This is a genomic window from Exiguobacterium sp. K1 (genome assembly GCF_033721435.1).
GTDB lineage: Bacteria > Bacillota > Bacilli > Exiguobacteriales > Exiguobacteriaceae > Exiguobacterium_A > Exiguobacterium_A artemiae.
Window position 1 is genome coordinate 147,438 of sequence record NZ_JAOTIT010000005.1, and the last position, 25,592, is coordinate 173,029.

24 protein-coding genes are annotated in these 25,592 nt (G+C 47.0%); 15 read left to right on the plus strand and 9 right to left on the minus strand.

The window, feature by feature from the left end; genetic code table 11:
- The first annotated feature begins 111 nt into the window (after nt 1-111).
- From N7U64_RS11790 to N7U64_RS11840, 11 genes are all read left to right on the plus strand, one after another.
- Nucleotides 112-1,869: a histidine kinase gene (locus N7U64_RS11790; RefSeq protein WP_318929881.1), complete on the plus strand. Its 1,758-nt coding sequence runs from the start codon at nt 112-114 to the stop codon at nt 1,867-1,869.
- Nucleotides 1,869-2,573, plus strand: coding sequence for a helix-turn-helix domain-containing protein (locus tag N7U64_RS11795; RefSeq protein ID WP_012369494.1), 705 nt, complete (start codon nt 1,869-1,871; stop codon nt 2,571-2,573). The genes N7U64_RS11790 and N7U64_RS11795 overlap by 1 nt, the downstream gene beginning before the upstream one ends.
- 25 nt (nt 2,574-2,598) lie before the next feature.
- Nucleotides 2,599-3,306, plus strand: coding sequence for a purine-nucleoside phosphorylase (gene deoD, locus N7U64_RS11800; RefSeq protein ID WP_318929882.1), 708 nt, complete (start codon nt 2,599-2,601; stop codon nt 3,304-3,306).
- 101 nt (nt 3,307-3,407) lie between these two features.
- Nucleotides 3,408-4,790 (plus strand): aldehyde dehydrogenase, encoded by a 1,383-nt coding sequence (locus N7U64_RS11805; protein ID WP_318929883.1) that lies wholly within the window; start codon nt 3,408-3,410, stop codon nt 4,788-4,790.
- 69 nt (nt 4,791-4,859) lie between these two features.
- Nucleotides 4,860-6,077, plus strand: coding sequence for a CDP-glycerol glycerophosphotransferase family protein (locus tag N7U64_RS11810; RefSeq protein ID WP_318929884.1), 1,218 nt, complete (start codon nt 4,860-4,862; stop codon nt 6,075-6,077).
- Nucleotides 6,074-6,463, plus strand: a complete 390-nt coding sequence (gene tagD, locus N7U64_RS11815; protein ID WP_012369498.1) for a glycerol-3-phosphate cytidylyltransferase — start codon at nt 6,074-6,076, stop codon at nt 6,461-6,463. The genes N7U64_RS11810 and tagD overlap by 4 nt, the downstream gene beginning before the upstream one ends.
- 55 nt (nt 6,464-6,518) lie before the next feature.
- Entirely contained in the window at nt 6,519-7,661 is a 1,143-nt protein-coding gene (locus tag N7U64_RS11820; RefSeq protein ID WP_318929885.1) for a CDP-glycerol glycerophosphotransferase family protein, read from the plus strand.
- Between the two features lie 159 nt (nt 7,662-7,820).
- A complete protein-coding gene (locus tag N7U64_RS11825; protein WP_012369500.1) occupies nt 7,821-8,528 on the plus strand; it encodes a Crp/Fnr family transcriptional regulator in 708 nt (235 codons plus the stop codon).
- 319 nt (nt 8,529-8,847) lie between these two features.
- A complete protein-coding gene (locus N7U64_RS11830) occupies nt 8,848-8,961 on the plus strand; it encodes a cytochrome C oxidase subunit II (RefSeq protein WP_318092086.1) in 114 nt (37 codons plus the stop codon).
- Nucleotides 8,962-8,973: 12 nt separating this feature from the next.
- A complete protein-coding gene (locus tag N7U64_RS11835) occupies nt 8,974-9,444 on the plus strand; it encodes a cytochrome c oxidase subunit II (RefSeq protein ID WP_318929886.1) in 471 nt (156 codons plus the stop codon).
- A complete protein-coding gene (locus N7U64_RS11840) occupies nt 9,445-11,136 on the plus strand; it encodes a b(o/a)3-type cytochrome-c oxidase subunit 1 (RefSeq protein WP_318929887.1) in 1,692 nt (563 codons plus the stop codon).
- A 106-nt stretch (nt 11,137-11,242) separates the two neighbouring features.
- Here N7U64_RS11840 and N7U64_RS11845 read toward each other — a convergent pair whose 3' ends face one another.
- The 5 genes from N7U64_RS11845 to N7U64_RS11865 are packed head-to-tail and all read right to left on the minus strand — an operon-like array spanning nt 11,243 to nt 14,732.
- A complete protein-coding gene (locus N7U64_RS11845; protein ID WP_012369504.1) occupies nt 11,243-11,872 on the minus strand; it encodes a response regulator transcription factor in 630 nt (209 codons plus the stop codon).
- Entirely contained in the window at nt 11,869-12,894 is a 1,026-nt protein-coding gene (locus N7U64_RS11850; RefSeq protein ID WP_214766421.1) for a sensor histidine kinase, read from the minus strand. The genes N7U64_RS11845 and N7U64_RS11850 overlap by 4 nt, the downstream gene beginning before the upstream one ends.
- Nucleotides 12,891-13,610 carry a cell wall-active antibiotics response protein LiaF gene (gene liaF / locus N7U64_RS11855; protein WP_012369506.1) on the minus strand — a complete coding sequence of 240 codons (720 nt, stop codon included), beginning with the start codon at nt 13,608-13,610 and terminating at the stop codon, nt 12,891-12,893. The genes N7U64_RS11850 and liaF overlap by 4 nt, the downstream gene beginning before the upstream one ends.
- A gap of 59 nt (nt 13,611-13,669) precedes the next feature.
- A complete protein-coding gene (locus N7U64_RS11860; protein WP_318929888.1) occupies nt 13,670-14,293 on the minus strand; it encodes a PspA/IM30 family protein in 624 nt (207 codons plus the stop codon).
- A 58-nt stretch (nt 14,294-14,351) separates the two neighbouring features.
- Nucleotides 14,352-14,732 (minus strand): hypothetical protein, encoded by a 381-nt coding sequence (locus tag N7U64_RS11865; protein ID WP_318929889.1) that lies wholly within the window; start codon nt 14,730-14,732, stop codon nt 14,352-14,354.
- Between the two features lie 271 nt (nt 14,733-15,003).
- Here N7U64_RS11865 and rsgA point away from each other — a divergent pair, with 271 nt between their 5' ends.
- On the plus strand, nt 15,004-16,053 hold the full coding sequence (gene rsgA / locus N7U64_RS11870) for a ribosome small subunit-dependent GTPase A (protein WP_318929890.1): 1,050 nt from the start codon (nt 15,004-15,006) through the stop codon (nt 16,051-16,053).
- Between the two features lie 80 nt (nt 16,054-16,133).
- On the opposite strand, the gene abc-f is transcribed toward rsgA, so the two are convergent.
- The 3 genes from abc-f to pflB all read right to left on the minus strand — a co-directional run bounded on the left by abc-f (nt 16,134) and on the right by pflB (nt 21,072).
- On the minus strand, nt 16,134-17,804 hold the full coding sequence (abc-f, locus tag N7U64_RS11875) for a ribosomal protection-like ABC-F family protein (RefSeq protein ID WP_318929891.1): 1,671 nt from the start codon (nt 17,802-17,804) through the stop codon (nt 16,134-16,136).
- 271 nt (nt 17,805-18,075) lie between these two features.
- Nucleotides 18,076-18,798: a pyruvate formate-lyase-activating protein gene (pflA, locus tag N7U64_RS11880; RefSeq protein ID WP_318929892.1), complete on the minus strand. Its 723-nt coding sequence runs from the start codon at nt 18,796-18,798 to the stop codon at nt 18,076-18,078.
- 24 nt (nt 18,799-18,822) lie between these two features.
- Nucleotides 18,823-21,072, minus strand: a complete 2,250-nt coding sequence (gene pflB, locus N7U64_RS11885; RefSeq protein WP_318929893.1) for a formate C-acetyltransferase — start codon at nt 21,070-21,072, stop codon at nt 18,823-18,825.
- 347 nt (nt 21,073-21,419) lie between these two features.
- Here pflB and N7U64_RS11890 point away from each other — a divergent pair, with 347 nt between their 5' ends.
- From N7U64_RS11890 to N7U64_RS11900, 3 genes are read left to right on the plus strand one after another with little or no spacing between them, the layout of a single operon-like run.
- Entirely contained in the window at nt 21,420-21,851 is a 432-nt protein-coding gene (locus N7U64_RS11890; RefSeq protein ID WP_318929894.1) for a hypothetical protein, read from the plus strand.
- A gap of 28 nt (nt 21,852-21,879) precedes the next feature.
- Entirely contained in the window at nt 21,880-23,055 is a 1,176-nt protein-coding gene (locus N7U64_RS11895) for a DEAD/DEAH box helicase (protein ID WP_318929895.1), read from the plus strand.
- Entirely contained in the window at nt 23,052-23,693 is a 642-nt protein-coding gene (locus tag N7U64_RS11900) for a hypothetical protein (RefSeq protein ID WP_012369515.1), read from the plus strand. The genes N7U64_RS11895 and N7U64_RS11900 overlap by 4 nt, the downstream gene beginning before the upstream one ends.
- Nucleotides 23,694-23,748: 55 nt before the next feature.
- Here the strand turns inward: N7U64_RS11900 and N7U64_RS11905 are convergent, their stop codons facing one another.
- The gene (locus tag N7U64_RS11905; RefSeq protein WP_318929896.1) at nt 23,749-25,539 is read right to left on the minus strand and encodes a GGDEF domain-containing protein; all 1,791 of its coding nucleotides are present in this window, start codon (nt 25,537-25,539) and stop codon (nt 23,749-23,751) included.
- Between the last annotated feature and the right edge of the window lie 53 nt (nt 25,540-25,592).

Genomic DNA, 25,592 nt, shown 5'->3' on the forward strand with positions numbered 1-25,592 from the left:
ATCTAAATTGGAGTAAATGACAACAGGTATAAACAAATAAAAGACATACATGTAAGCGGATACAGCTATGCTATACTACTTATTAGAAGAAAAAGGATGGAGGAGACGGCGATGAAGAGCATCCGAACACGTTTGATCCGACTTGTCGTCTTAGCAATTCTGATTCCGACGACGCTTGCTACATCAGCTTCTTATCTCTATGTGCGCCACCAGAACATCGAGCAGGCGGAACGTTCGAGCTTGAGCGGTTTGAAAAGAGGAAGCAGCCAAATCAGTCATTATATGGAAGATGTAAGACGGTTGCCGACAAGTTTGTATGCCAATCGCTCCTTACTCAATATTATGAACGTCGGTGCAGATGCCGAGCTCAGTGAATCGGAAGGTGTGATTTCACGGGCGTTGCTCGGACTTTTTTTATCAAGACAAGACATTGAGCAGCTTCATTTTGTCATCTTAAAAGGAAATTCGGAGTACTCGGTCTATAACATGAAAACATCAAGCCGGGGAAAGTTTGATTGGCTGCAGGAGACCGATTATTTTCGTTTGATGAAACAAAAAAACGGATGGCTGATTGATCCGGCACATCAGATTGCCGCCTATAATACACATACGATGATTTTGGACGAGAAAGAAATCGTCAGCTTCCGTTACCGGATCAATCGGGTGGAAACGGATGAACCGCTCGGTTTTCTTTCAGTCGACATTCCGACGAGTGTGTTTGAACAACAATTGAAGCTGTTCGAAAATTTTCCCGGTGAATCGCTTTGGTTGTTGAATGGAAACCAACTGATTGCGAAAACAGGCAAAGAACTTCCGGTCACGAATGACCGATTGACGGGCAAGAGTGGGAGCATGCGCGTCGGAGACTCCTTTATCGTGTATGCCAAAACGACAACACAAGGAGTTCCTATTACACTGATCAAGACGACCCCATATGCATCGGTCGTCAAAGGTGCCAATGAAACAGCGCTGATTTTAATTTTGATCGGGATCGGCTCGTTAGTCTTGATGATTATCGCGGCCAGTCTTGCAGCCCTTAAAATCACGAAGCCGATCAAACAGCTGACAGCAAACGTTTGGCGTGTCGAACAGGGTGATTTATCGGCACAATTCGTTGCGACGACCAACGATGAGATCGGGTTGCTGAATCGGCAATTCCAGCGGATGATTCAACGAATCGACCGGCTGATCAAACGGGAATACCGTCTGGCACTTGAAAACCGGACAAACGAATTGCGGGCTTTACAATCTCAATTAAATCCTCATTTCTTGTTTAATGCCTTGCAATCGATCGGAACGACTACATTACAGGGTGACCGGAAAATCGCATATCGTTCGATTACAGGATTGTCGCAGATGATGCGTTATTCCATGAATAATGAACAGACGATTGTCACGCTGAAGCAGGAAGTCGATCATCTTCAATCCTACATGCGTCTTCAGCAGCAACGTTTTCCGGATCGGTTCCGTTATATCGTCGATGTGCCGTGGCACATGAATTCGATTGAGATCCCGAAAATGATTTTACAACCCTTTGCTGAAAATTATTTTAAACATGCGTTTAATCAACAGGCAGATGCGACGGAAAATTACCTCGCCTATAAAGTCAGAAGCGATGGTGACCAACTCATCATTCAAGTCGAAAACAGCGGTTCAGTCATGGAAGCAGCAAAACTAGAAAGTATTGATCAAACGATGCGGATGCACCGCCGACCGGAAGACCGTCAAACGTCCGGGATCGGTCTTCACAACATCTACGAACGTCTATTAATCTTTTATGGAGAAGAAGCCAGCATGATCCTGCAGTCTCCGGCTGAAGGTGGTTTTAGAATCGTCATTCGAATTCCCGTTGAACAGGAGGAACTATGATGAATGTATTGATCGTAGACGACGAAAAACATGTGCGCGACGCGGTGAAATTGCTTGGAGAATGGGATACCTGGCAGATTGGTAATATCTTTGAAGCGGATGACGGGGTCACTGCCAAACGTTTCTTGGAACAGGAAAAAATCGATTTGATGTTGACGGATGTCGAAATGCCCGGACTCGACGGACTAAGTTTACTCGAATGGACAAAAAATCATCATCCAAAGGTCGTCACGATTGTATTGACAGGGTATGATGATTATACGTATATGCGTCGGGCGATTTTGCACCAATCGTTTGATTACTTACTTAAGCCGATTGATCCTGATATTTTGAATGATGCTCTCGGGCGCGCGATGGAATTGATCGGTCCTGTTCAAGAACAAGGCGAAGCGATTGATCAAATTGCAAAATACATTTCGACACATTATGCGGAAGAACTAACGCTTCAACTCATGAGTGAACGCTTTTATCTAAGTCGAGAATACATTTCAAGACGATTCAAACAGCGTTTTTCCGTTAATCTATCGGATTATATTCAAACCATCCGTTTAAATCGGGCAAAAGAATTGCTGGGTGAGACGGATGCCCGGATTTACGAGATTGCGCTTGAAGTCGGATACCATGATGATAAATATTTTCGGAAAGTCTTTAAAAAGCAATTCGGAATGACTCCGAATGAGTTCCGAGAGTTGTTGTCGGTTTAGTCACTATTTAGAGGAGGAATCGTACATGAGCGTACACATTAACGCAGCAGAAGGTCAGATTGCAGAAACCGTATTACTTCCAGGAGATCCACTTCGTGCAAAATATATTGCCGATACATTTTTAGAGGACGTTGTTTTGTATAACGAAGTCCGCGGAATGTATGGTTTTACAGGAACGTACAAAGGTAAAAAAGTTTCGGTCCAAGGAACTGGTATGGGTGTTCCTTCGATGTCGATTTACGCCAATGAACTCGTTCAATCATACGGCGCAAAAAACCTGATTCGTGTCGGTACTGCCGGCGGAATTACACCGGACGTCCAAGTCCGCGACGTCGTCATCGCAATGAGTGCATCACACGATATGGCACAAAACCGCGTCCGCTTCAACGGACTCGATTATGCGCCGACAGCATCGTTTGACTTATTGCACAAAGCTTATATGACAGCGAAAGAGCACGGCATCGATGCAAAAGTCGGTCAAATCTTCACGACCGATCAATTTTATCAAGATGATTTCCACCACTTCAAGAAATGGGCGGACTTCGGTTGCCTCGCAATCGAGATGGAAGCGGCAGGCCTCTATACACTTGCTGCCAAACATAAAGTCAACGCCTTGACGATCTTGACGATTTCCGATCACTTGTTGACGGGTGAAGAGACGACAGCGGAAGAACGTCAAACGACGTTTAACGACATGATGAAAGTCGCACTTGAAACAGCCATCCAACTGTAAACGAAAGGCGGAGAAAAGACTCTCCGCTTTTTTTATTTGCCCTGACAGCTATGGTAGAATGAGAAGGTAGAAATGAATGAGCTCACAAGGGGGATTTAAGGATGGGATTGACGACAACGGGATTGGATGTAGCACGCCAGATTGAAGTACAACGGGGTTTCTTTAAGACAGGCGCGACACGAAGCATTGCTTTTCGTTTAAGTATGTTGACGTTCTTGAAACAAGCAATTGAAACACATGAAGCAGCCATTTACGATGCCTTGAAAGCCGACTTGAATAAAGGGCGTCAAGACGCCTTTACGACAGAAATCGGTTTTGTCTACGGCGAAATCAATCGGATGGAAAAACAATTACGCCGTCTTGCAAAACCACGGCGAGTCAAAACGCCGTTGTTGCATTTCGGATCAAAAAGCGAAATCCGTTTTGAGCCTTACGGAAACGTGCTCGTCATCGCACCTTGGAATTATCCTTTCCAACTGGCCCTTGCCCCTGTCGTAGGTGCGATTGCAGCTGGGAATACCGTTGTTCTAAAACCTTCGGAATTGACACCAAACGTCTCGCGTGTGTTGCGGGAAGTGTTTGAAACGGCGTTTCATGAGCGTTTTGGTGTCGTGATCGAAGGCGACGCGGAAGTAAGTACAGCTGTGTTGGAAGAGAAGTTTGATTATATCTTCTTTACCGGCTCGACCCGTGTCGGTAAAATCGTTCATCAAGCAGCTGCCAAACATTTGACGCCGGTCACGCTTGAACTGGGCGGCAAGTCTCCGACGATTATCCACAAGGATGCAGATTTAAGACTCGCGGCCAAACGGATTGCCTGGGGAAAATGGTTAAATGCCGGGCAAACATGTATCGCTCCGGACTATGTTTTTGTTCATCGGGACGTCCAGGAAACATTTCTTCGTTTGATTGAAGAAGAGGCGTTCTCCCAGTATGGCAATGGAGTCGGCGTGGGGTCCTATGTCAAAATCGTTTCGGACGGTCACTTGGAACGATTGACAGGATATCTCGAGCAAGGAAACATCGAATTCGGCGGACAAGTCGATCCGGAAACAAGAAAAATGGCTCCGACCGTTATGACGAACGTTCCTCTTGATTCGAAATTGATGCAGGAAGAAATCTTTGGTCCGATTTTACCGGTGCTCGTATATGACGAAATCGAAGATGTCATCACCTTTGTCACGGATCGTGACAAACCGTTGGCCCTTTATCTGTTTACAGAAAATGAATTCGTGAAGGAACGTGTCTTGAACCGGATTTCCTTTGGCGGCGGATGCGTGAACGATACACTCATGCATGTCGCACAGCATAATTTACCGTTTGGCGGTGTCGGTGCCAGTGGAATCGGCGGATATCACGGCAAATACAGTTTCGAAACGTTCAGCCATCGAAAAGGGCTGGTGCACAATACGACGAAGTTTGATTTACCATTCCGTTATATGCGTTCAAATACTGATTCCAAATGGATGCGCTTTTTGTTATGATGGTTGAGGTTTGATTTATATGAAATTCTATAAAAAGTAAATTTTTTGTTAAATTAAGGGGTATAAGTTTTGAAACGTCAATTACGTCAGTGGATTAAGAGAACGAAGCTGGTCGAAACGGGATTGCATCTCGTGATGCGGGTATTTGCGTGTTTACCGGTTCATCCAAATCGTTTCCTGTTTGAAAGCTTTTTAGGGAAACAATACAGTGACAATCCACGTGCAATCTACGAAGCGCTGAAAAAAGACCATCCGGAATGTGAGTTGATCTTCAGTAAGGATCGACACCGTGTCTTCGATGATCCAGGCGTTCGGACCGTGAATCGGATGACGATTCGTTGGATTTATCTGCTCGCCACGTCGCGGGTCTGGGTTTCGAACAGCAGGCTTCCTTCCTGGTTGTTCAAACGCAAAGGGACCATCTACTTACAAACGTGGCACGGGACGCCGCTCAAAAAACTGGCGCTCGACATGGATGATGTACAGATGGCCGATACGACGACCGAACGCTACAAGCGGGACTTTGCACGTGAAGCATCCAAATGGGATCTGTTGATTTCACCGAATGCGTATTCGAGTCGGATTTTTCGACGGGCATTTGATTTTTCCGGTGAATTGCTTGAAATCGGTTATCCGCGGAATGATTTGTTTTACGAGACGGAACGGCATCCGGAAATACGCGAACGGGTCTATTCCCGTTACAACATCGACCGGACGAAGAAAGTCATTTTGTATGCGCCGACATGGCGAGACAATGAGTACGTGGCGAAAGGATCTTATTCCTTTAAGCTGCCGTTTTCGCTGGAGCAGTTTGAGAAACAATTTGGTGCTGAATATACGTTACTGATCCGGATGCATTATTTGGTAGCGGATCAAGTCGATACGGCGGGTTATCCTTCTGTCCGTAACGCTTCAGATTATCCGGATATTTCAGAACTGTACATTGCGGCAGATGCCATGGTCACGGATTATTCATCCGTCATGTTTGACTATGCCCATTTGAAACGACCGATGATTTTTTACACGTATGACTTAGAACACTATCGGGATCAACTGCGCGGATTTTATTTTGACTTTGAGCAGGAAGCCCCGGGTCCGCTCGTTTTACAGCAATCACGGCTATTTGAAGAGATTGACCGGTTGCACGAATGGAGCGATCGATATGGTCCGGCGTTTAACGTATTTGAAAAGAAATTTTGCCAGTGGGATGACGGAACCGCGTCTGTACAAGCTTATCAACGTCTGTTACAATCTGTCAGCAATCAGCATAAAGGAGAATCATCATGAAAAAAGTCATCACGTACGGCACATTTGATTTACTGCACTGGGGACATATCAACATCCTCAAACGGGCAAAGGAAATGGGCGATTATTTAGTAGTTGCGATTTCTACGGACGAGTTCAACCGCTTAAAACACAAAGAGTCCTATCACAGTTTCGAAAACCGTAAATTGATTTTGGAATCAATTCGCTACGTGGACGAAGTCATTGCCGAGAATAACTGGGATCAGAAAATCACGGATGTACAAGAGCACCAAATCGATACATTCGTCATGGGTGACGACTGGGCCGGCGAATTCGATTTCTTGAAAGAATATTGTGAAGTGGTTTACCTGAGCCGGACAGAAGGCATTTCGACAAGCCAGATTAAAACGGAGTTAGGAAAAGGTTGATGAAAAAAGACCACACCTCGCGTGCGGTCTTTCTTCATGGAAAGGAGGGAGTAACGTGAGAGAGAGTATCGTGCAAATCTATTTGTTGCTTTTTCGGATTTTCTATCGAATCTTCTGCTTGTTGCCTTTGAGACCGGTAACGCTCTTTTGGGTCACTTACGGTGATAATGTGAAACCGATTAATGATGCGCTCCTGACGGAATTCCCGAAAGAAAAACGGTATTTGGTGTATGATAAAAAATTTGTAAAAAATCCGGAAGCCTGGTCGACAGAATACGCTTTGCCTTACCGCAGACTGCGTTTTATTCGACTGGCTTATCTTCTCGCGACATCGAAACACCTTTTCATCGATAACTATATCGGTGAATACAGTGTCGCTCCGGTTCGTCCGGGGACAAAACGGATTCAGTTATGGCATGCTGCAGGAACGCTGAAAAAATTCGGACTGACGTCATCGAGGAGTTTGATGGTGCCGAAACATGTCCTGCGGCGTTTCAAACGGGTGTATCAACGCTATGGGGACTTCATCGTACCTGGAGAAGCATGTGCGAAACAATTCATGGCGCCGCATGATCTTCCCCGGACAGTTTTCAAAACATTGGGTGTTCCTCGGACGGATTATTGGTTTAATGAGCAACATCAGATCGTAAAAAAAAGACTTTCCGACATCTATGTCAAACCGAAACGGCGTATTCTATTATATGCACCGACTTACCGGGAATATAATGGGATGGAAGGACAGACCGTTCATCAACTCGAACAATTGACCGATCAAGGATGGACGATTCTCGTCAAATTACATCCGACGGTTCGTTCCCTGTTCACGCATCAAAAAACGCATGTCCACTTCGTTACGGATGAATATTCAATCAATGATTACTTACTGATCACCGACGTATTGGTCACCGATTATTCCTCAATTCCTTTTGAAAGTTGTCTGCTCGGTGTTCCGACCGTTCTGTATACACCGGATATCGACACGTATCGGCAAATTCCCGGTATCATCGATTCCTATCCGGATCCGTTACCGGTTACTTGCACTGATCAATTTGAGTTCATGCTGAACTGGGTTAATTCAGATACAGCATTACAGGAAAGTCGAATGGCGATGGAAAAATTCAAAACGACTTGGTATACGGAACAGCCGGGCCAAGCGACGCGCCGGATTGTCGATCATTATTATCGAAAAGTACGCTGAACCTAAAATGACCTCCGTTTGTAAACGAATAGAGGTCATTTTTTTATCTGCCTTTTTGTGAAAAGGTGAACAATGTTTGACAATCTTTTGAAAAAACGTTTTTTTGAACTGTGATGTTTTATACTAAGGACAGAAGGAATCAGGAAAGGAGAATGCGAAATGCTTGCTTGCGGAACGACTGAAGCCAATACGTTTGTCTTATCGGCAGAAACACGAATGATACTGGAAGACTTCATGACAGAGGTGACGTTTAAAAAGGATTCCATCGTTTGTTGGGAAGGTGAGTTAAACGATAAGTTGTTTTACGTGAAGCAGGGTGGTGTCAAACTATCGAAACTGACGAAAAAAGGCAGTCCTTTAATGATGTTTTTATACTTTAAAGGAGATTTGTTCGGTGAGTTTGATGTCGGTGAAGCATTTCCCAGTTCTTATAGCATTGAAACGATGGAAGACAGTATACTGGGTGTCATTTCGAAAAGTAAGCTTGAGGAATTGATGAAGCAGGATGGTGTGTTTGCCTTGGAAATCATGCGCTGGCAAGCCTTGATGCGGAAGCAGTCCGAAACGAAATTGCGTGACTTGTTATTGTTCGGGAAACAAGGGGCACTGGCTTCGACCTTACTTCGTTTGATTGCCATGCATGGGAAACAAGTCGGGGAAGATTACGTCATATCCAAACGACCGTCCGACAGCGAACTCGGTCAGTTGATCGGGGCACCACGTGAAACGGTCAATCGTATGTTTTCCCAGTGGAAAAAAGACAAGGTCATTTCATCGACGACAACCAAAATCATCGTCCATGATGCGAACTATTTAAGAGATTTGTGTCATTGTGAAGGATGCCCGGTAGGGGTGTGCCGGATTTAATAAATGAACCGAGGGACTGAGTCAGTCTCTCCGACAAAAAGGGTGGCAGATGACAATTCTGCCGCCTTTTTTTCGTTTAAACAGGAATCACTCTTTTGACGCGACTCTTACAGGAAAGAGCGTAAAAGAACGGGTGATTCCTGTTTGAGTCGATTCCTTTTTTCGTTTCTGCACTAATATGTGAACTTTATGTGTGTTTTTAGAAGAGAAAGCGCGAAATCGTCACAAATGGTGTGACATTTATCACGTTCTCGATGGATCTGTCTTTTCTAGAATAAAGACAAGACATCAAGTTGAAATAAGAAGGGAGCCGGACATTATGAGCAGTAAACCAGAGTCGAATTTATCAGGCACGATCGTCGCCGTCTTTATTGTTGCTTCAGTCATCATCGGGATGTGGGGATCGATTTTTCTATTATTTAGTTCGAGATAAGGAGGAAAGACAATGCACATTCATCGTTTGGAGAAAATTTGGTTGGTGTTTGGCTGTATGATGTTAGCCGTTTTTTTAGTCATCATCGGTATTTCTGCTTTCGCCTCCGGCAATCAACCACCGTCCGATGCTACGTTGATTGATCCGACTCAAGTGGATCAGACCAAACCATTTGATAAACCGGGCTTAAAAAAAATTGACGACAACCGCTATGAAGCGGTCATGGTATCACAAGCATTTCAGTTTACTCCGCAGGACATGGTCATCAAAAAAGGAGCGACAGTGGATTTTCTCGTGACATCAAAAGATGTCGTTCACGGCTTTGAAATCGTCAAGACGAACGTCAATATGATGGTCGTACCCGGTCATATCAATTCGATTGAATACACCTTTAAAAAAGCCGGAGACTATTTGATTGTCTGTAATGAATATTGCGGAAGCGGTCATCATATGATGTCAACAAAAATTAAGGTGGTGGAGTAAATGAATGCCATTTCCAAGAAGTTAAAGGAGTTTGAGGTGGAGCGTGGTCTTCCCGCTACAGCCATTGGATTGAAGGAAGCTAAACTGGCCTTTGCCCATGTCAGCTTTTCGCTGGTGGCGTTGCTGATCGGTGGATTGTGCGGGTTGTTGCAAACCCTCGTCCGGACAGGTGTCATCCCGGAAATTGCAGGCATCGGTTATTACGAATTGTTGACTGCTCACGGATTAATGCTGGCGATTGTGTTTACGACCTTATTTATTTTCGGATTATTATTTTCCTTTTTAGGACAATCGTTTGGTCGTTTTGAGGAATTCCCAAGACGTCTCGGTTGGGTCGGCTTTTGGTTCATGATGCTGGGTGTTGTCCTTGTCACATGGATGGTCCTTGCAGGAGAAGCTTCGGTTTTATATACCTTTTATGCACCGTTAAAAGCACACCCGGTGTTCTATATCGGACTCGTCATTTTCGTTGTCGGGACGTGGATCTCTTCAGGTGCGATGTTCCGGATGTACGCGGATTATAAACGGGAGCATAAAGGTGTCCATCCGCCGCTGCAGGCCTACATGAGTATCATGACAGTGTTATTGTGGGTGGTTGCGACACTCGGTGTCGCTGCAACGATTCTATTTCAGCTGTTACCGTTGTCACTCGGTTGGACGGACAAAGTCGGAATTGAGTTGTCCCGGACACTCTTTTGGTACTTCGGGCATCCGCTAGTGTATTTTTGGCTGCTGCCAGCGTATATCGTCTGGTATACCGTCATTCCGAAAATCGTCGGCGGAAAGATTTTTTCTGATGCCTTGGCCCGGATGTCCTTTTTACTATTCTTATTGTTTTCTTTCCCGGTAGGATTTCATCATCAATTGCTGGAGCCGGGTATCTCGGCCTTTTGGAAATACATTCAGGTTGTTCTCACATTTTTGGTCATCATTCCGTCACTCATGACAGCATTCTCGATGTTTGCGACGTTTGAACTGGCGGGGCGCCGTCAAGGTGCAACCGGACTGTTCGGCTGGATCAAGAAGATGCCGTACCGGGATGTCCGCTTTTTAGCACCGTTTGTCGGGATGTTATTTTTCATTCCGGCCGGAGCCGGCGGGGTCATCAATGCGTCCCATCAATTAAATATCGTCGTCCATAACACACTGTGGGTGACAGGACATTTTCATATCACGGTCGGAGCGGCCGTTGCACTGACGTTTTTTGGAACGGCCTACTGGCTGGTTCCGTTGCTCAGAGGGCGGACATTGACGAAACAAATCAATCGGATCGGACTGGTTCAAACGATGTTATGGACGATTGGTATGCTGTTCATGTCGACAGCGATGCACATCTCAGGACTACTCGGTAACCCGAGACGGACCGGTCCTGCGGCTTACTTCAAGGATTCTCTTGTCGCCGACTGGATTCCTTACCACGTGGCGATGGCGATCGGCGGAACGATTTTATTCCTGTCGATTCTGCTGTTCTTATTTGCGATGTTCCAGCTCGCTTTCCGGGCACCGAAAGGGACGGAAGAGTTTCCGGTCGCTGAAACAGAAGAAGCGGCAATGCAGACGCCGTTATTCTTCGAGAATTGGAAACTCTGGATTTTCGTGACGTTTGCGTTAATTGCGTTTGCCTACACGGTTCCGATTTGGCATATGATTGAAAATGCGCCGCCTGGAGCACCGGGGTGGAAACTCTGGTGATCAAACGAAAATAAATAAATGACCGGATTCCTCTTGTGATACAGAAGGAATCCGGTCATTTTCATTGAGTATGAGAGCAAATATAAGTATAGGAAAATGCTGAAGATTACTTAACGATATTGTGTTTAAAGGCATAAACGACAGCTTGCGTCCGGTCGACGACATCGAGCTTCGACAGGATGTTCGACACGTGGGTTTTGACGGTCTTCAAAGAGATGAACAGCTCATCGGCAATTTCCTGGTTCGCCATGCCGCGTGCCATCAGTTGCAAGACTTCCTGTTCGCGTTCCGTCAAATCATCATGCAGATGACTGGTCGGTTTCCGTAATCGTTCCATCATCTTGCCGGTGACCTGAGCCGCCATGACGGATTGACCGTCTGCTGTTTTACGGATCGCTTCCGCAATTTCAAAGGCACTTGCTGTTTTTAAGACGTAACTCATGGCACCGGCTTCGATGACCGGATAGACTTTTTCATCATCCAAGAAGCTTGTGACGACTAAGATCTTTGCTTCCGGCCATTCTTTTCGAATCAACCGTGTTCCTTCGACCCCGTCCACCGGTTCCATGACTAAATCCATTAAAACGACATCCGGACGATGTTTCAGCGCAAGCTCGGCACCTGCTTGTCCATCCGATGCTTCTGCGACGACCTCGATATCCGGTTGAGTGGACAAAAAGGCAGAAACACCCGCACGGACCATTTCGTGATCATCGACTAATAACACTCGTATCATACTTGCACCATCCGATCTTTTCTTAATTTTACTTCAATTTGTGTTCCTTGTCCCGGAACACTGACAAGGCGGATTGTTCCGCCCATCTCAGCCGTTCGTTCCCGCATTGAGTTGATGCCGTAAGAAGCCAGTTTTTTCTCGTCGACGACGAAGCCGACACCGTCATCATTCATGCTTAAGATGACCGTATCATTAAATTGACGCAACTCGATGTCCATATGTGACGCTTTTGCATGGCGCAACGCGTTGGTCAAACCTTCTTGAACAATCCGGAACAATTCGTTTTCAATCGGGCGGGGCAGTTCAATGGCTTCAAGCTTCCAGCTGAGTTCGGTTGACTGCTTTCTCGATAATTCTTCCAGCAATTGAGTCAGACCTTGCTGAAGGGTCATCCCTTCCAGTTCTACCGGGCGCAGCTGCAACAATAAAGAACGCATTTCTGACTGTGCTGTCTGGGCCATCGTTTCGACCAAATCGATTTGTTTGGCTGCTGTTTCCGGTTGCGTCAGAATCGTCTGTTTGGCTGCAGTCGTCATCATCGAGATGGCATACAGTTGCTGGGAGACGGAATCGTGTAAATCACGGGCAAGGCGCTTGCGTTCTTCTGTAATCGCCTGAACACGGACTTGTTCGATATGTTGCGGACGGGTACTGATTTTTTGAACGGTTTCAACCTGTTCATCAATGCGTTTCCCGATACGTGACAGACGTGTCAGCGTATGGAAATAGGGACCGTTGACAATCGTCACTTCTTTTCCCTGCTCCAGTTCAATAATGGCCGTAGTGACTCGCTTGAAATCACGCCGTAAAAAGAAATAATGGATACTGCCAACTGCCAGGGGCAGCAGAAGCGATAAGCCGATGACCAGCAGGAAAACAGGAAAGTCCTGTTGACGGACGAAAAGTACATGCCAATTGACTTGGCGTGTACTTAAAAATAATAACGTCGTCATTACGGCCGTCAAAAAACCGGTCATCACCTGAAGTGCGATGACACCAAGCGGAAATTGATCGCGTTTCATATCGAGGTCACCTCCACGTTCCCGATACCTAGCATGACATGAATCCGGACTTTTCGGACAGCCTCGTCATACTCGGGGGCACGGTACTGGATGCGGCGGTTGAAGAAAGTCGGAATACGACGGACATCTGTCTTGACGCTCCCGAAACCGATTGATGTGTCGAGCGTGTAGTCATAACCGGACGGCAATAAAATCCGGACATCGCCGACGACACCGCTGACGACGATCAGCGTCTCACCTTCCGGAACATACGCATGCGTCAAGTCGATTTCAAGATCACGGACGATGAACTGTTCGCTTAAATCCTTTAAGACATACGGAAGTTCTTGTTGGGTCGCAAACGAATAGGCCGGCTGGATCTTGATTCCTTCCTCTTCATAAAGACTCGGGGAAATTTTTGAGAAAAAGAATTCCCGGACAGAATGGCGGGTCACGAGAATGATTCCGAGATACAGCAGGATGCCGGCGATGACGAAGCCGATTGCTGCTGAACTGAGAACGACACCGGCTAATATGATTGTACCGACGATATAAAACAGGATGGCCAGTTTTTCATGATTTCTTTTTCGGAAATGAATCCCGACATAGTACAGGAGGAAGGGGAAGAGAACCCCGAATAATACATTCCCCGCGCCTGTCATCAAATCATAGAATAGTCCGAGAGCAAACAGGATCGACACGTAGCCGACTAGTTGTTTTGTACTTAATCGTCGCACGGGCAATCTCCTTCCTGACATGACAAAGGGAGGCAAGAATGCCTCCTTCGTCCAAATACTTATTTTTGGAATCGACGTTCGAGATCGGCGATCCGCGCATCGATATCATCTTCTGCGATCGGAGCTTCCTCTTCCTTCGATTCAGGTTCTTCTGTTGTGAATGGATGTTGTTCTTGTTTAATAGTAGCATTTGGTTCGCGTTCTAGCACCTGGTTCATCTTTGATTTTAAATTTGATACGTTTTCCCGCATCATCCATTCATACCGTTTGTTTTGCAAGTCTTCAAGCTTCAGTTTCAATTCCAATGCTTCCCGTTCGAGCTGATTCAATTCACGTTTCGTTTCAACGATCAGTTCTTCGAAGAAGCGGAACTGTTCCCCGTAATGTTTCGACTCGATGGCAGCCCGTTCCGCCAGTTCTTGTTCGCCTGCTTCTTTGGCGATTTCGACCTGTGCAAAACGTTTGTCCGCCAGTTCCTTCGCTTCATCCTGTTTTTGTGTTAATTCGACGAGTAATGTCCGTTGACGTTCGAGTAAACGGTCGATTTCTTTTAAGTCCGATTCGGTTGTCCGGATGTGACGGACGAGCTTTTTAGCGGGTGCTTCCCCTTGATCCGCTGCTTTCTTGACTTCTGTCATCATCTGATTCGCAAATTCGTTTAATTGATCAAATACATTTTTCATCAAAAATTCCTCCTTGGATGTTGAATCTACGTAATATGTTTAAATAACACGGAATGACTCAGTAACGGTTTTTATCGAGATCTTTCCAGTCAGCTTCAAAGTGTGCCGATGAGGTCTTGCGACGACGGGCGAACAGTTGGTTTAAATCGACCCGTTGCATTTTCATACGCATGTATCCGATGTAAAGTGCCAGTGCGGCGGCGATTCCTAAAACGGCCCAAATGTTCGATAAGGCAAAACCTATGCCGATTGCTGCGAGCAGTCCAAATCCGATTTTCGCAAAAACATTTGAGGTTTGGATAAACTTACTGATGGCATAAAAAGCGAGCAGTGCACCGAGCCCGAGTCCGATCATATGCGGTAATGTACCGATGACGACAGCGAGAAGGGCAAGACCGGCAAGTACCATCAAGACCTGTTTTCCTTTTGATTGCTTCATGATGAAGCCTCCTTTTTCTTGATACTCTTATCTTAAGGGAAGAACAGAAGAGGCACGACGCCCTTCGGACCGGAATCGTCTCCGACTTGAGGCGGAGTAGGGAAGTCTGACTTTAACGATTCTGCTAGGTCGGCAAAATGAGATATGGTAAAATACGGCTATAAGAAACGAGAGGAGTGGTGTTTTTATGTATGCAATCAGCCACGTAAAAGAAAACCGTAACGGAACACAGGGAGGGGTTTCCCTCCCTTAAATCAGAGGAGGAAACCATTTGAACGAATGGGGTAAAGTACCGGCGCATGCAGTCGGAACAAATGAACAGTTGGGCCGCGTGACAGCAGTCTTTCAAAAACAGTACCGTGTGATGACGGCTGACGGGGAAACGTTAAGTGAATTATCCGGAAAGCTGCGGTTTGAAGCGTTAACGAAAGCTGAACTGCCGGCCGTCGGGGACTGGGTGATTCAGAGCGGACGAGAAGCCGGTAAGGGACGGATTGAACGTGTTTTGCCGCGGAGTACGCAATTTTCCAGAAAAGCAGCCGGAACGGAAACCGAGGAACAGGTGATTTGCGCGAATGTCGATATTGCATTGCTCGTCATGGCATTTGGGCACGATTTTAACGTTCGTCGCCTGGAACGCTATTTGACGGTCGCGTGGGAAGCAGGCGCCACACCCGTGATCGTCTTAACGAAAAAGAGTCTGACGGCGTCCGCTGACGAATTTCTGTCAGAGGTGGAGGCAGTTGCCTTTGGTACACCGTATTTTGCTGTCGACTCGCTGACCGGAGAAGGACTGGATGATTTACGTGAAGCATTGCGACCAAACGAAACGATCGTTCTCGTCGGATCATCCGGTGTCGGGAAGTCAACGCTCGTCAATGCGTTGGCGGAAGAACAGTTGATGGAAACGGGCGGCGTTCGCGAAGATGATGAACGGGGCCGGCATACAACGACACACCGGGAGCTGAAACGGTTGTCGAGCGGATTGTTACTCGTTGATACACCGGGGATGCGGGAACTTGGACTATGGGACGGAACGGATGGATTGACGTCCACCTTTTCGGATATCGAGGAGCTGGCGGAATCCTGCCGTTTCCGGGATTGTCAGCACGGCGAAGAACCGGGCTGTGCCGTGCAAGCGGCGCTGACAGCAGGCACGCTGTCACATGAACGGTGGGACAGCTTCCTGAAATTGAAGCGCGAAGTTGCCTATGCAGAACGAAAGCAAAACGCGGCTCTTCAGGCGGCGGAAAAAGAAAAGTGGAAGAAGATCCACAAACAGGCACAGGCACGGACAAAATTAAAATATCAAAAGCGATGATTGAATGTAGTAATAAAACGAAACGAACGACGCCTTTCTGATGAATCAGAGAGGCGTCGTTCGTTTCATTGAATTAGCAGTTAATCAAAATCAATTGTTCCCGTCAAATCATCAAGACGCTTTAAATCGTGTTGAATGGCTTGAATGTCACTGGGCTGCTGTTCCCGCAATGGTTTCGTACCGACCGGATGAACGGTCGCATCCCCATCTAAAGTGATGGTCCGGTTCGAGAGACGATCATTAAAATAACGATCATGCGAAACAAATAACAGTTCACCCGGAAAGACATCAAGGGCGGCTTCAATTTGTTCACGGGTCGTCAAATCCAGATAGTTGGTCGGTTCATCCAAAATCAACAAACGGGCACCGGAAAAGTAAAGTCGTAAGAAAGCAATCCGGCATCGCTCTCCCATGCTCGCTTCAGCAATCGATTTATACACCTGATTTCGGCGAAATAGAAAACACGCAAGCAGCGTCCGGGCATCGGTTTCAGAAATCGTCGTCTCCTGCAGTAACGCATCGAGCAGGGAACCGTCAGTCGGTAAATCGGAAAGCGCCTGTGAAAAGTAGCCGACTGTCAGCGCAGGATGGCGCGTGATTGTTCCTCCCGTCGGATCGAGCTCCCCTTGAATCAGCCGGAGCAGGGTCGTCTTGCCGGATCCGTTCCGGCCGATGACAGCAATCCGGTCACCTTGTTGCATGGAAAAGGTCAGTTTTTTAAATAGCGTCCGACCGTCATACGAAAAAGTAACATCGTTTAACGTAAACAGTTGTTTGGCGGCAAAGGATGCTGCTTCGAAGGACACATGAACGGAGGCTGGCTGTTCCGGCTTGGCGACCCGGTGATCGATTGTCTGTTCGAGTTGTTTTTCTTTTGCCTTGAATTTCTTGGCTTGTTTCGCTGCTTTTTTCTTGGCGTAAGGATCCCGTTCGCTGGCGTGAGCAACAGCCTGTTGATGCCAGTTTTGATACTGGGTGATCATCCGTTTGAGTTCCTTCCGTGTTTTTTCCTGCTTTTCATACTCGCGTTCCTGCGTCAGGCGTTCCTGTTCTTTTTGCTGACGATATGCTTGATAATTACCTTTGTATCGTGTCGCTTGATGCGGTGTCAGTTCGATGACAGCATCGGCTGTCGCATCGATGAAAGCCCGCTCATGCGAGACATAAAAAATAGTGATCGCTGTCTGATTGATCCAGTCGATCAACCAATCAAGCGTCTCCGAATCCAAATGATTGGTCGGTTCATCGAGCAGGATGAAATCGGGCTGCTGGACCAACAGACTGGCCAGCTGAATCCGGGTCTGTTCACCGCCGCTGAGTGTATCAAACGAATGAAGCCAGACATGTTCAGGTAACTGGACTTCTTTTAAAGCCCGTGCCGCATCCGCCTCAAGAGAAAAAGCATCGAGATCGAGTGCCGTTTGGTAGATTTCAAGTGAAGAGGCATGCAGCGCTGCTTCCCGCGCCTGATACCGGAGTCGGTCGGCTTGTTCGACGAGCCGGATGGCAGGTGCACTTGAGGTGAGATGCTGGGCGACGTGACCGATCGTCGTATAGCCGCGGAAGATGTTTCCCTCCGTCGGTTGAAGCTGTTTTAAAATCAGCTGGAAGAGTGTCGTTTTACCGACACCATTGGCACCGACTAAAGCAACATGTTCACCGTGACGGATCGAAAATGAAATGTGTTGAAACAGCGTCTGCTCTGGAAGATCAAAGCGGACATCATGAATGGATAAGATTTCAGCAGGCATAGGTTCAGCTCCTTTGGGGTTCATTTCAAATTGTGATGAAATGAAAACACACCATCCGAAAGCGAGCGGATGGTGTGCAGGAGTGCAAATCAAAGAAGGTATATCCCGCATGACGGAAATACCGAAAATGAGCAGACTCGTAGCGTCAGTCATCCGCAACTCATTGCGAAAGTGATGAATTCTTTCATCATTAGACAGTAGCGAGTAAATGCTTCATTTCGGTATTGTACCTCCTGTTCATAGACTATGTGTTCAGTGTAGCAACTTGTCGTCAGCAAGACAAGTAAGAATCCAGCAAGGTTTGTGCATCCGCAGCTTCTTCCGGACTCGGCGGCAGAACATCCGCCAATGGATAGTCAAGGCCGAGTGCTTCCCATTTGTAGACGCCAAGCTGATGATAAGGAAGGACTTCGACCCGTTCGACATTCCCGAGTGTCCGGATGAATTCGCCGGTCTGTCGAAGGAACGTCTCCGTCATCGTCAAACCGGGCACGAGGACGTGACGGATCCAGACAGGAATATTCCGCTCCGCCAATCGTTTGGCAAAGGCAAGGGTATTGGCATTACTGCGTCCGGTCAGAATCCGGCAGGTGGCGTCATCGATATGTTTAATATCAAGTAAAACAAGATCCGTATAGTCGAGAATCCGGTCAATATTTTTCGGGACGACCGAACCGGCCGTATCGATGACGGTATGCAATCCTTTTTGCTTGGCTTCCCGGAGTGCGTCTTCAAGGAACTCCGGCTGGGCGAGGGGTTCGCCACCGGAAAACGTGATGCCGCCGCCTGTTGCGTCAAAGAAGGAGCGGTAACTTTCCGCTTCTTCAATGATTTCCGTTGCCGAGACGGAACGACCGCATCCGAATTCCCACGTATCCGCATTATGGCAGTATTGGCAACGTAAAGGACAGCCTTGTGTGAAGACGATAAAGCGAATGCCGGGTCCGTCGACCGTACCGCAGGATTCAACAGAATGAATCGTTCCGTGTGTCATGGTTATTCCATCCTTTCTGTTCCGTTAAAGTGCACCGTGGAATGTCCGGTTGATGACGTCGATTTGCTGTTCGCGGGTCAATTTGATGAAGTTGACGGCGTAACCGGAAACCCGGATTGTCAACTGGGGATAAAGTTCCGGATGTTCCATCGCGTCAAGCAACGTTTCCCGGTCAAAGACGTTGACGTTTAAGTGATGTCCTTTTGAAGTAGTTCCGCCCATATAGCCGTCGAGCAATCCGACAGTGTTGCGGATTCGTGTCGGTTCATCTTTCCCGAGGGCTTTCGGGACGATCGAGAACGTATAAGAGATTCCGTCGAGTGCGTGTTCGTACGGTAATTTGCCGACGGATGTCAATGCAGCGACAGCCCCTTTCGTATCGCGTCCGTGCATCGGATTGGCGCCCGGTGCGAACGGTTCACCGGCCCGGCGTCCGTCCGGTGTGTTACCGGTTTTTTTGCCGTAGACGACGTTCGAAGTAATCGTCAGGACGGATTGAGTCGGTAAAGCATCACGGTACGTCGGATGTTTCCGGATTTTTTCCATGAACAGTTTGACGAGATCAACGGCCATCTGATCGACACGTTCATCGTTATTACCGAATTTCGGGAAGTCACCTTCGATTTTAAAATCAACTGCAATTCCGTCAGCATCGCGGATCGGGGAGACGGTAGCGTAACGGATCGCAGACAGGCTGTCGGCCACGACAGACAGACCGGCAATACCGCAAGCCATCGTCCGTAAAATTTCCGGATCGTGTAATGCCATTTCAAGACGTTCGTAACTGTATTTATCATGCATGAAGTGGATAACATTCAGTGTATTGACATAAAGTTCCGCCAACCAGTCGAGCTGGCGGTCGTAAGCGGCCATGACCGTCTCATAATCCAGGACGTCATCGAGAATCAAGTCGGTTTTTGGAGCGACCTGCATTTTGAGTTTCTCATCCATACCTCCGTTTAACGTGTAGAGCAATGCTTTTGCCAGGTTCGCCCGTGCTCCGAAAAATTGCATCTGTTTCCCGATTTTCATCGCGGAAACACAACACGCGATGCCGTAGTCATCGCCATAAATCGGCAGCATCAAATCATCATTCTCGTACTGAATCGAACTGGAGAGAATCGACATCTTGGCACAGAATTCTTTGAATCCGCGCGGCAGTTTGGTGGACCAAAGAACCGTCAGATTCGGTTCGGGAGCCGGACCGAGATTGACGAGTGTCTGCAGGAAGCGGAACGAACTTTTTGTGACGTTGGAGCGTCCGTCTTCACTCATTCCGCCGATCGATTCCGTGACCCAGGTCGGATCGCCGGAGAATAGATCATTGTAATCCGGTGTCCGAAGGAATTTGACGATCCGCAGTTTCATGACAAAATGGTCGACGAGTTCCTGTGCCGTTTGTTCCGTCAAACGCCCTGATTGTAAATCCCGTTCAATGTAGATATCCAGGAATGTCGAGACGCGGCCGAGTGACATCGCGGCACCGTTTTGCTCTTTAATGGCAGCGAGATAAGCCAGGTACACCCATTGGAACGCTTCCCGGGCGGTTTCGGCCGGACGTGATAAATCACAGTCATACCGTTGTCCGAGTTCGGTCAGTTCCTGCAAGGCCCGGATTTGTTCGTTCATTTCTTCGCGGTCGCGAATCATCGATTCGGACAGGAAGCCGCCACGGTCCTGCAAATCCTGTTTCCGCTGTGCAATCAGGAAGGAGGTACCGTAGAGGGCGACCCGCCGGTAGTCTCCGATAATCCGGCCGCGTCCGTATGCATCGGGAAGACCGGTGATGATCCCGGCTTTACGGGCGGCGCGCATTTCAGGAGTATAGGCATCGAATACACCTTGATTATGTGTTTTCCGGTATTCACTGAACGTTTTTGTGACGAGCGGGTCCGCTTGAAAACCATAGGCTTCCAAAGCATCATTGACCATCCGGATACCGCCGTTCGGATGAATCGATCGTTTGAACGGTTCGTCGGTTTGGAGGCCGACGATTTGTTCGAGCTCACGGTTAAGATATCCCGGACCGTGTGACAGAATCGTTGAAGGTGTCGAGGCATCGACGGCATAGACACCGCCGCGTAAGCGTTCTTCACTTGTTAAATTCATGATTTGTTGCCACAGTGTTTCCGTAGCAACGGTTGGGCCGGCGAGAAACTGATCGTCCCCCCGGTACTCTGTCCGGTTGCGGCGAATGAAATCAGCCACGTCAATCTGATTGTTCCACGCGCCTGTTTCGAATTGTTGCCATGCTGGTGTTTTTTCAAGTAACATCATGAACACTCCTTTGGTTGTAAGGTGAACAGTGCAAGATACATCCCTTATGTGAATAGTGTAACAAACATGAAGCGGAAAGAGTTTTACATCCCGGTGAAAGCGTAAGAGACTTCAAAAACGTTGGTATAGAAGGAATCTTTTAAATGTGTACTAGTGGTTGGAAGATGTCCGGAAAACAGAAAAAGGTCGAAATCTAGCCGTTTTTTCAAATCTGTATCACTATTTTTATTCTGTTCTGAACAAGACAGTTTGAATCGTGATAAAAGTCACACCGGGTTATCTTGTATTTTTATGACGTATCGTTGACAATGAAAAAGGGAATATAGACCGTGGAGGTGCATAAAATGGATTTTTCAATGTTGCAAGACCGTGCCGATTATAGAGCAGGTGATTGGGTGACGTTAAAGGTATCAACTGAAGGAACGCCGCGAACGGGTATGATTACGGAGTTTGAGGAAGACGGATTTTGGATTCGTTTTGAAGATGACTTTGATTTTGAAGATTTCATCGGATACAACGAAAAATACTTGGCGAAGCTGATCCGCCGTCCGAGTGATGTCCGGTCCGATTATCCGGTACTCAGTCAGTTTCCGAAACTGGCGGATGAACTTCAAGACCGGGTCATTCAAGGGTTCGATATTTTGACGGAAGAAATAAAGAGTGAGCAGGAAGTGGTATATCATATCCGGCTGATCGACGCCGGAAACGAATATACGCAAACGTTGCGCGGGATGCGTGACGAAACGAACGATCAATTTGAATATGTCACAGACTGATGCAGAAGAGAGTAGGAGAATACACGTTATGGACTTTATGAAACCTTTTATTACGGAAGCATGGGAACGCGCCCGCTTCGAAAAAATGATGCCGGTTCAAGAACAGGCAATTCCGTTACTACGCGAACGAAAAGATGTTTTGGTCGAAGCACCGACCGGGACCGGGAAAACATTGGCCTATGTCATCCCGGCACTGGAATTGATTGATGAAAATGACCCGCATATTCAAGTCGTGATTACCGCACCGACACGTGAACTGGTCATGCAGATTCATCAAGTCATTCAACTGTTTTCGCAAGGAAGCGGCATTAAATCCGGTGCCTTCATCGGCGGTGTCGAACTCAAACGCCAGCACGAACGATTGAAGAAAAAACCGCAAATCATCGTCGGGACTCCAGGACGACTCGTCGAACTGATTGATTCTAAAAAAATGAAGATGCATAAAGTGAAACTGATTGTTTTGGATGAAGCCGATCAAATTTATGAGAGCGGAATGAGCGCTTCGGCAACACGTATTGCCAACAGTGCATTGCGTGATCGTCAGCTGGCATTCATCTCGGCGACGTTGCCGGAACGAACGGCTGAATGGGGCAAAACGTTATTTGCGAACGAGCCGGAACGGATTAAAGTGGAACGCGTCATGAGTACACAAGTGAAGTTCGGTTATATCGAGATGTCACGCCGTCTCAAACCGGAATACTTGCGCCGCCTGGCCAACATGCAAGGGGCAAAAGTGTTGACGTTCATCAACAACCGTTCATTCCTCGGACCGTTAAACGGCGAACTCAGTAAGTTTTCCTTAAAGTACCGTATTCTTGACGCCGAAAAAGGAAAACGTGAACGGATGGAGACGCTTCGTTCATACAAACGCGGAGAGTTCCCGTTACTTGTCACGACGGGGCTTGCAGCCCGTGGACTCGACATCGAAGCGGTCACGCATGTCGTTCATTATGATTTACCCGAATCCTTCGATGATTTCGTTCACCGTTCAGGACGGACAGGACGCGGGAATGCATCCGGTATGGTGCTTGCACTCGTCACGGATCACGATTTGAAACACCTGAAGACATTGACTAAACAAATGGGTGTGGAACTAGAAGAAATGGAGATTTACCGTGGGGAAGTGATTCCGAAACGGGAAGAAACTGAACCAAAAACCATTAAACGCCCGGCGAACCCACACCGGAAAGGACCGACACGATGAAAAGCGAGCGAAAGATCATTCCTTTTCCAACGACCGTATCGGAAGCGGAGATGAATACGGCATTAAAAAAGATGTACCAGGAAGCCGCAACGGCCAGAAGTACTGATTGGGTCGCGTTCATCGAAGAAATTGCAACGGAAGGACGATGGTATTTAAAGGACGCTGAACTGTTCCGTGATCTATTCGTCGATTGGGCAATTTTTTATGAAACAGACGAACAAGGCAAAACACCGCACGGCCGTTTTTTAGAACAGGTCAAGGAAGACATGTCACCGAGTTTGTACCGTGCTTTAAGAGGGTTGGCGGATCCGGTGCCTTCTCTGTTTCTTGTTGAGGAAGACCGTGTCGTCGACATTATGTCAAAACAGACCTATCAGACGGATTTAGGAGAAATTGAAGTCGAACCGGGGGATTTACTGGTCGGTAAACTCCTTTATATCTCGGGGAAATGGCGTTTTGCGATTGCTTACATGAAAGTCGCCAAAGCGTTAGTTCCGGAAGTCCGGATTCTTTTAGCGGACTTTGTGGATGAGGTAGGAGAAGATGCCTTGTTACGCCAATATCCTGAATTTTGTGCCGAATTAATTGATTTATTGCTCGATATTGAAGAAGGAAACATCGCACCACGCCCGGAATAACAAAAAACCGGCCTTTCCGTAATTCGGAATGGCCGGTTTTTTTGAGCGGCAATCATCATTCCGTTTCGGAACGATATACGCCGATGCCGTTTTTATCTTGATGCTTCACACGATACATGGCTAAATCCGCCTGTTTCAGCCATTGTTCTAAATCGGATTCCAAATCGTGGCGTGCGACGCCGACACTGGCAGAAATGCGTAACTGTTGTCCGTGATACTGGTACGGTTTTGACAACAGATTCAAGAAAACTTTACAGCGTCTTCTTAAGGAAACTTCATCTTTTGCCGAGGTCAGCAGAGCAAATTCATCTCCGCCGAGCCGGTAAACCGATTCGCCAGCGGATAATTCATTGGCAAGACGTCGTGCCACTTCTATCAAGATATAGTCACCAGCTTCATGACCGTACGTGTCATTAATTTGTTTGAAACCGTCCAAATCAATCAGGGCCAGATAATTCAAGGTGGCTGTTTTTTCATTAAACGTTTTTTCCAACGATCGGCGATTGCCGATGTGGGTTAAACCGTCATGATAGGCATGGTATTCGATTTGCTGTTGACGTGCCATCCGCTCTGTTACGTCATGGAGGATCAAGAAGTGACCAAAGGCAGTATCGCCAATCTGAATCGGGATCGAAATTAATTCGAATTGTTGATTCGCTTCATTTTGATAATGATTCGACCCTATCTTCAAGGCAGTTTGAACATGGTGCAGTTCGCCCGTCACATCATCAATCGTCATGTCTGAAAGGCCAAAAATCCGTTGAGCAGCCTGATTCGCATAAGTCGGTTCCTGATTCTGATTAAAGCGAACGATTGGATCGGGATGTCCCATGAACAGCGGAATGACTTGTTGTTCACTGGCTTTGATTTGTTCAGTTCGTCGATCCACCCGTATCGCCAATTGTTCATTTCGGGTATCGAGTTGACGAACGATCGATGTATGTTGGCGCGTGATAAGAATCTGGCGAACAATCAATAAAAATAAGATGATGAAGACATCCTGTTTTTGTCCGTCCTCATCCAGGAAATAGTGAAGGAATAATGGTAAAGATAACAGCGGGAGCCAAGCACGTTGGACGATCGGCGACTTATTAACCCCTTCAGCGATATGGTCAATATGCCAAAGGATCGCTGCGCTCTGAGCCAAACGGATAAGGATGGGCGAGAAAACCAGATACTGCATCGTAAATGCCGGAAAATAAACGGACGATATTTCATACAGACCTCGAATGAAAATCGATAAGAACAGTAAAAATAGTGTCGTCCGGGGTACCCAGTGGGTGTCCTGGATAAAGAAAAAGTAAAAGAACACGAACAGACCGAGTGATGTATTGATGATGACGACAAGCGAATAAGGGAACGGATTGACAGCGGGATCGACCAGTTCATTCAGAATATGAAACGCAACTAAAGCAAGAAAGATGACTAAAATGATGGCATCGATAAAAGCCAAAAGGTGTTGACTGAAACTCTTTTTAGAAGCAATCCGGTAAAAAATAGCATACAAAAATAAATAATGAGACAAGGAAAATAAAGCGAGGCTGTAGAGTCCGGAAAAACTTTCGGGCGGACTGAACAAATGAATCGTTTCTAAGACGGATCCGATGACGGATAGACATAAAGAACCAAGCGCAAGCAACCAGAAATTCCGTCTGGGAACGATGAGAAACTGTTCTTTTTTATAGGCGACTAAAATGAAAAAGGCAATCAAGATCATCGACAGATACTGCAGAATTTGTTCGACGACAAGGTTGGGAATCGATTCGTTTGCAGAGGAAATTACGAGCAGCGTAGAAATGATCAGCAACGGCGGAAACCATTTTATGAAATAGGGGGATCGTTGCATGAAACTGCCTCCTCACTTGAAGTGTGTTGTCCTTTTTTTTATCATACACTGCT

Coding starts and splice junctions, on each gene's coding strand:
- N7U64_RS11790 (WP_318929881.1), top strand. CDS start 112: ATGAAGAGCATCCGAACACGTTTGATCCGACTTGTCGTCTTAGCAATT.
- N7U64_RS11795 (WP_012369494.1), top strand. CDS start 1,869: ATGAATGTATTGATCGTAGACGACGAAAAACATGTGCGCGACGCGGTG.
- deoD (WP_318929882.1), top strand. CDS start 2,599: ATGAGCGTACACATTAACGCAGCAGAAGGTCAGATTGCAGAAACCGTA.
- N7U64_RS11805 (WP_318929883.1), top strand. CDS start 3,408: ATGGGATTGACGACAACGGGATTGGATGTAGCACGCCAGATTGAAGTA.
- tagD (WP_012369498.1), top strand. CDS start 6,074: ATGAAAAAAGTCATCACGTACGGCACATTTGATTTACTGCACTGGGGA.
- N7U64_RS11825 (WP_012369500.1), top strand. CDS start 7,821: ATGCTTGCTTGCGGAACGACTGAAGCCAATACGTTTGTCTTATCGGCA.
- N7U64_RS11830 (WP_318092086.1), top strand. CDS start 8,848: ATGAGCAGTAAACCAGAGTCGAATTTATCAGGCACGATCGTCGCCGTC.
- N7U64_RS11835 (WP_318929886.1), top strand. CDS start 8,974: ATGCACATTCATCGTTTGGAGAAAATTTGGTTGGTGTTTGGCTGTATG.
- N7U64_RS11840 (WP_318929887.1), top strand. CDS start 9,445: ATGAATGCCATTTCCAAGAAGTTAAAGGAGTTTGAGGTGGAGCGTGGT.
- N7U64_RS11845 (WP_012369504.1), bottom strand. CDS start 11,872: ATGATACGAGTGTTATTAGTCGATGATCACGAAATGGTCCGTGCGGGT.
- N7U64_RS11850 (WP_214766421.1), bottom strand. CDS start 12,894: ATGAAACGCGATCAATTTCCGCTTGGTGTCATCGCACTTCAGGTGATG.
- N7U64_RS11860 (WP_318929888.1), bottom strand. CDS start 14,293: ATGAAAAATGTATTTGATCAATTAAACGAATTTGCGAATCAGATGATG.
- N7U64_RS11865 (WP_318929889.1), bottom strand. CDS start 14,732: ATGAAGCAATCAAAAGGAAAACAGGTCTTGATGGTACTTGCCGGTCTT.
- abc-f (WP_318929891.1), bottom strand. CDS start 17,804: ATGCCTGCTGAAATCTTATCCATTCATGATGTCCGCTTTGATCTTCCA.
- pflA (WP_318929892.1), bottom strand. CDS start 18,798: ATGACACACGGAACGATTCATTCTGTTGAATCCTGCGGTACGGTCGAC.
- pflB (WP_318929893.1), bottom strand. CDS start 21,072: ATGTTACTTGAAAAAACACCAGCATGGCAACAATTCGAAACAGGCGCG.
- N7U64_RS11890 (WP_318929894.1), top strand. CDS start 21,420: ATGGATTTTTCAATGTTGCAAGACCGTGCCGATTATAGAGCAGGTGAT.
- N7U64_RS11895 (WP_318929895.1), top strand. CDS start 21,880: ATGGACTTTATGAAACCTTTTATTACGGAAGCATGGGAACGCGCCCGC.
- N7U64_RS11900 (WP_012369515.1), top strand. CDS start 23,052: ATGAAAAGCGAGCGAAAGATCATTCCTTTTCCAACGACCGTATCGGAA.
- N7U64_RS11905 (WP_318929896.1), bottom strand. CDS start 25,539: ATGCAACGATCCCCCTATTTCATAAAATGGTTTCCGCCGTTGCTGATC.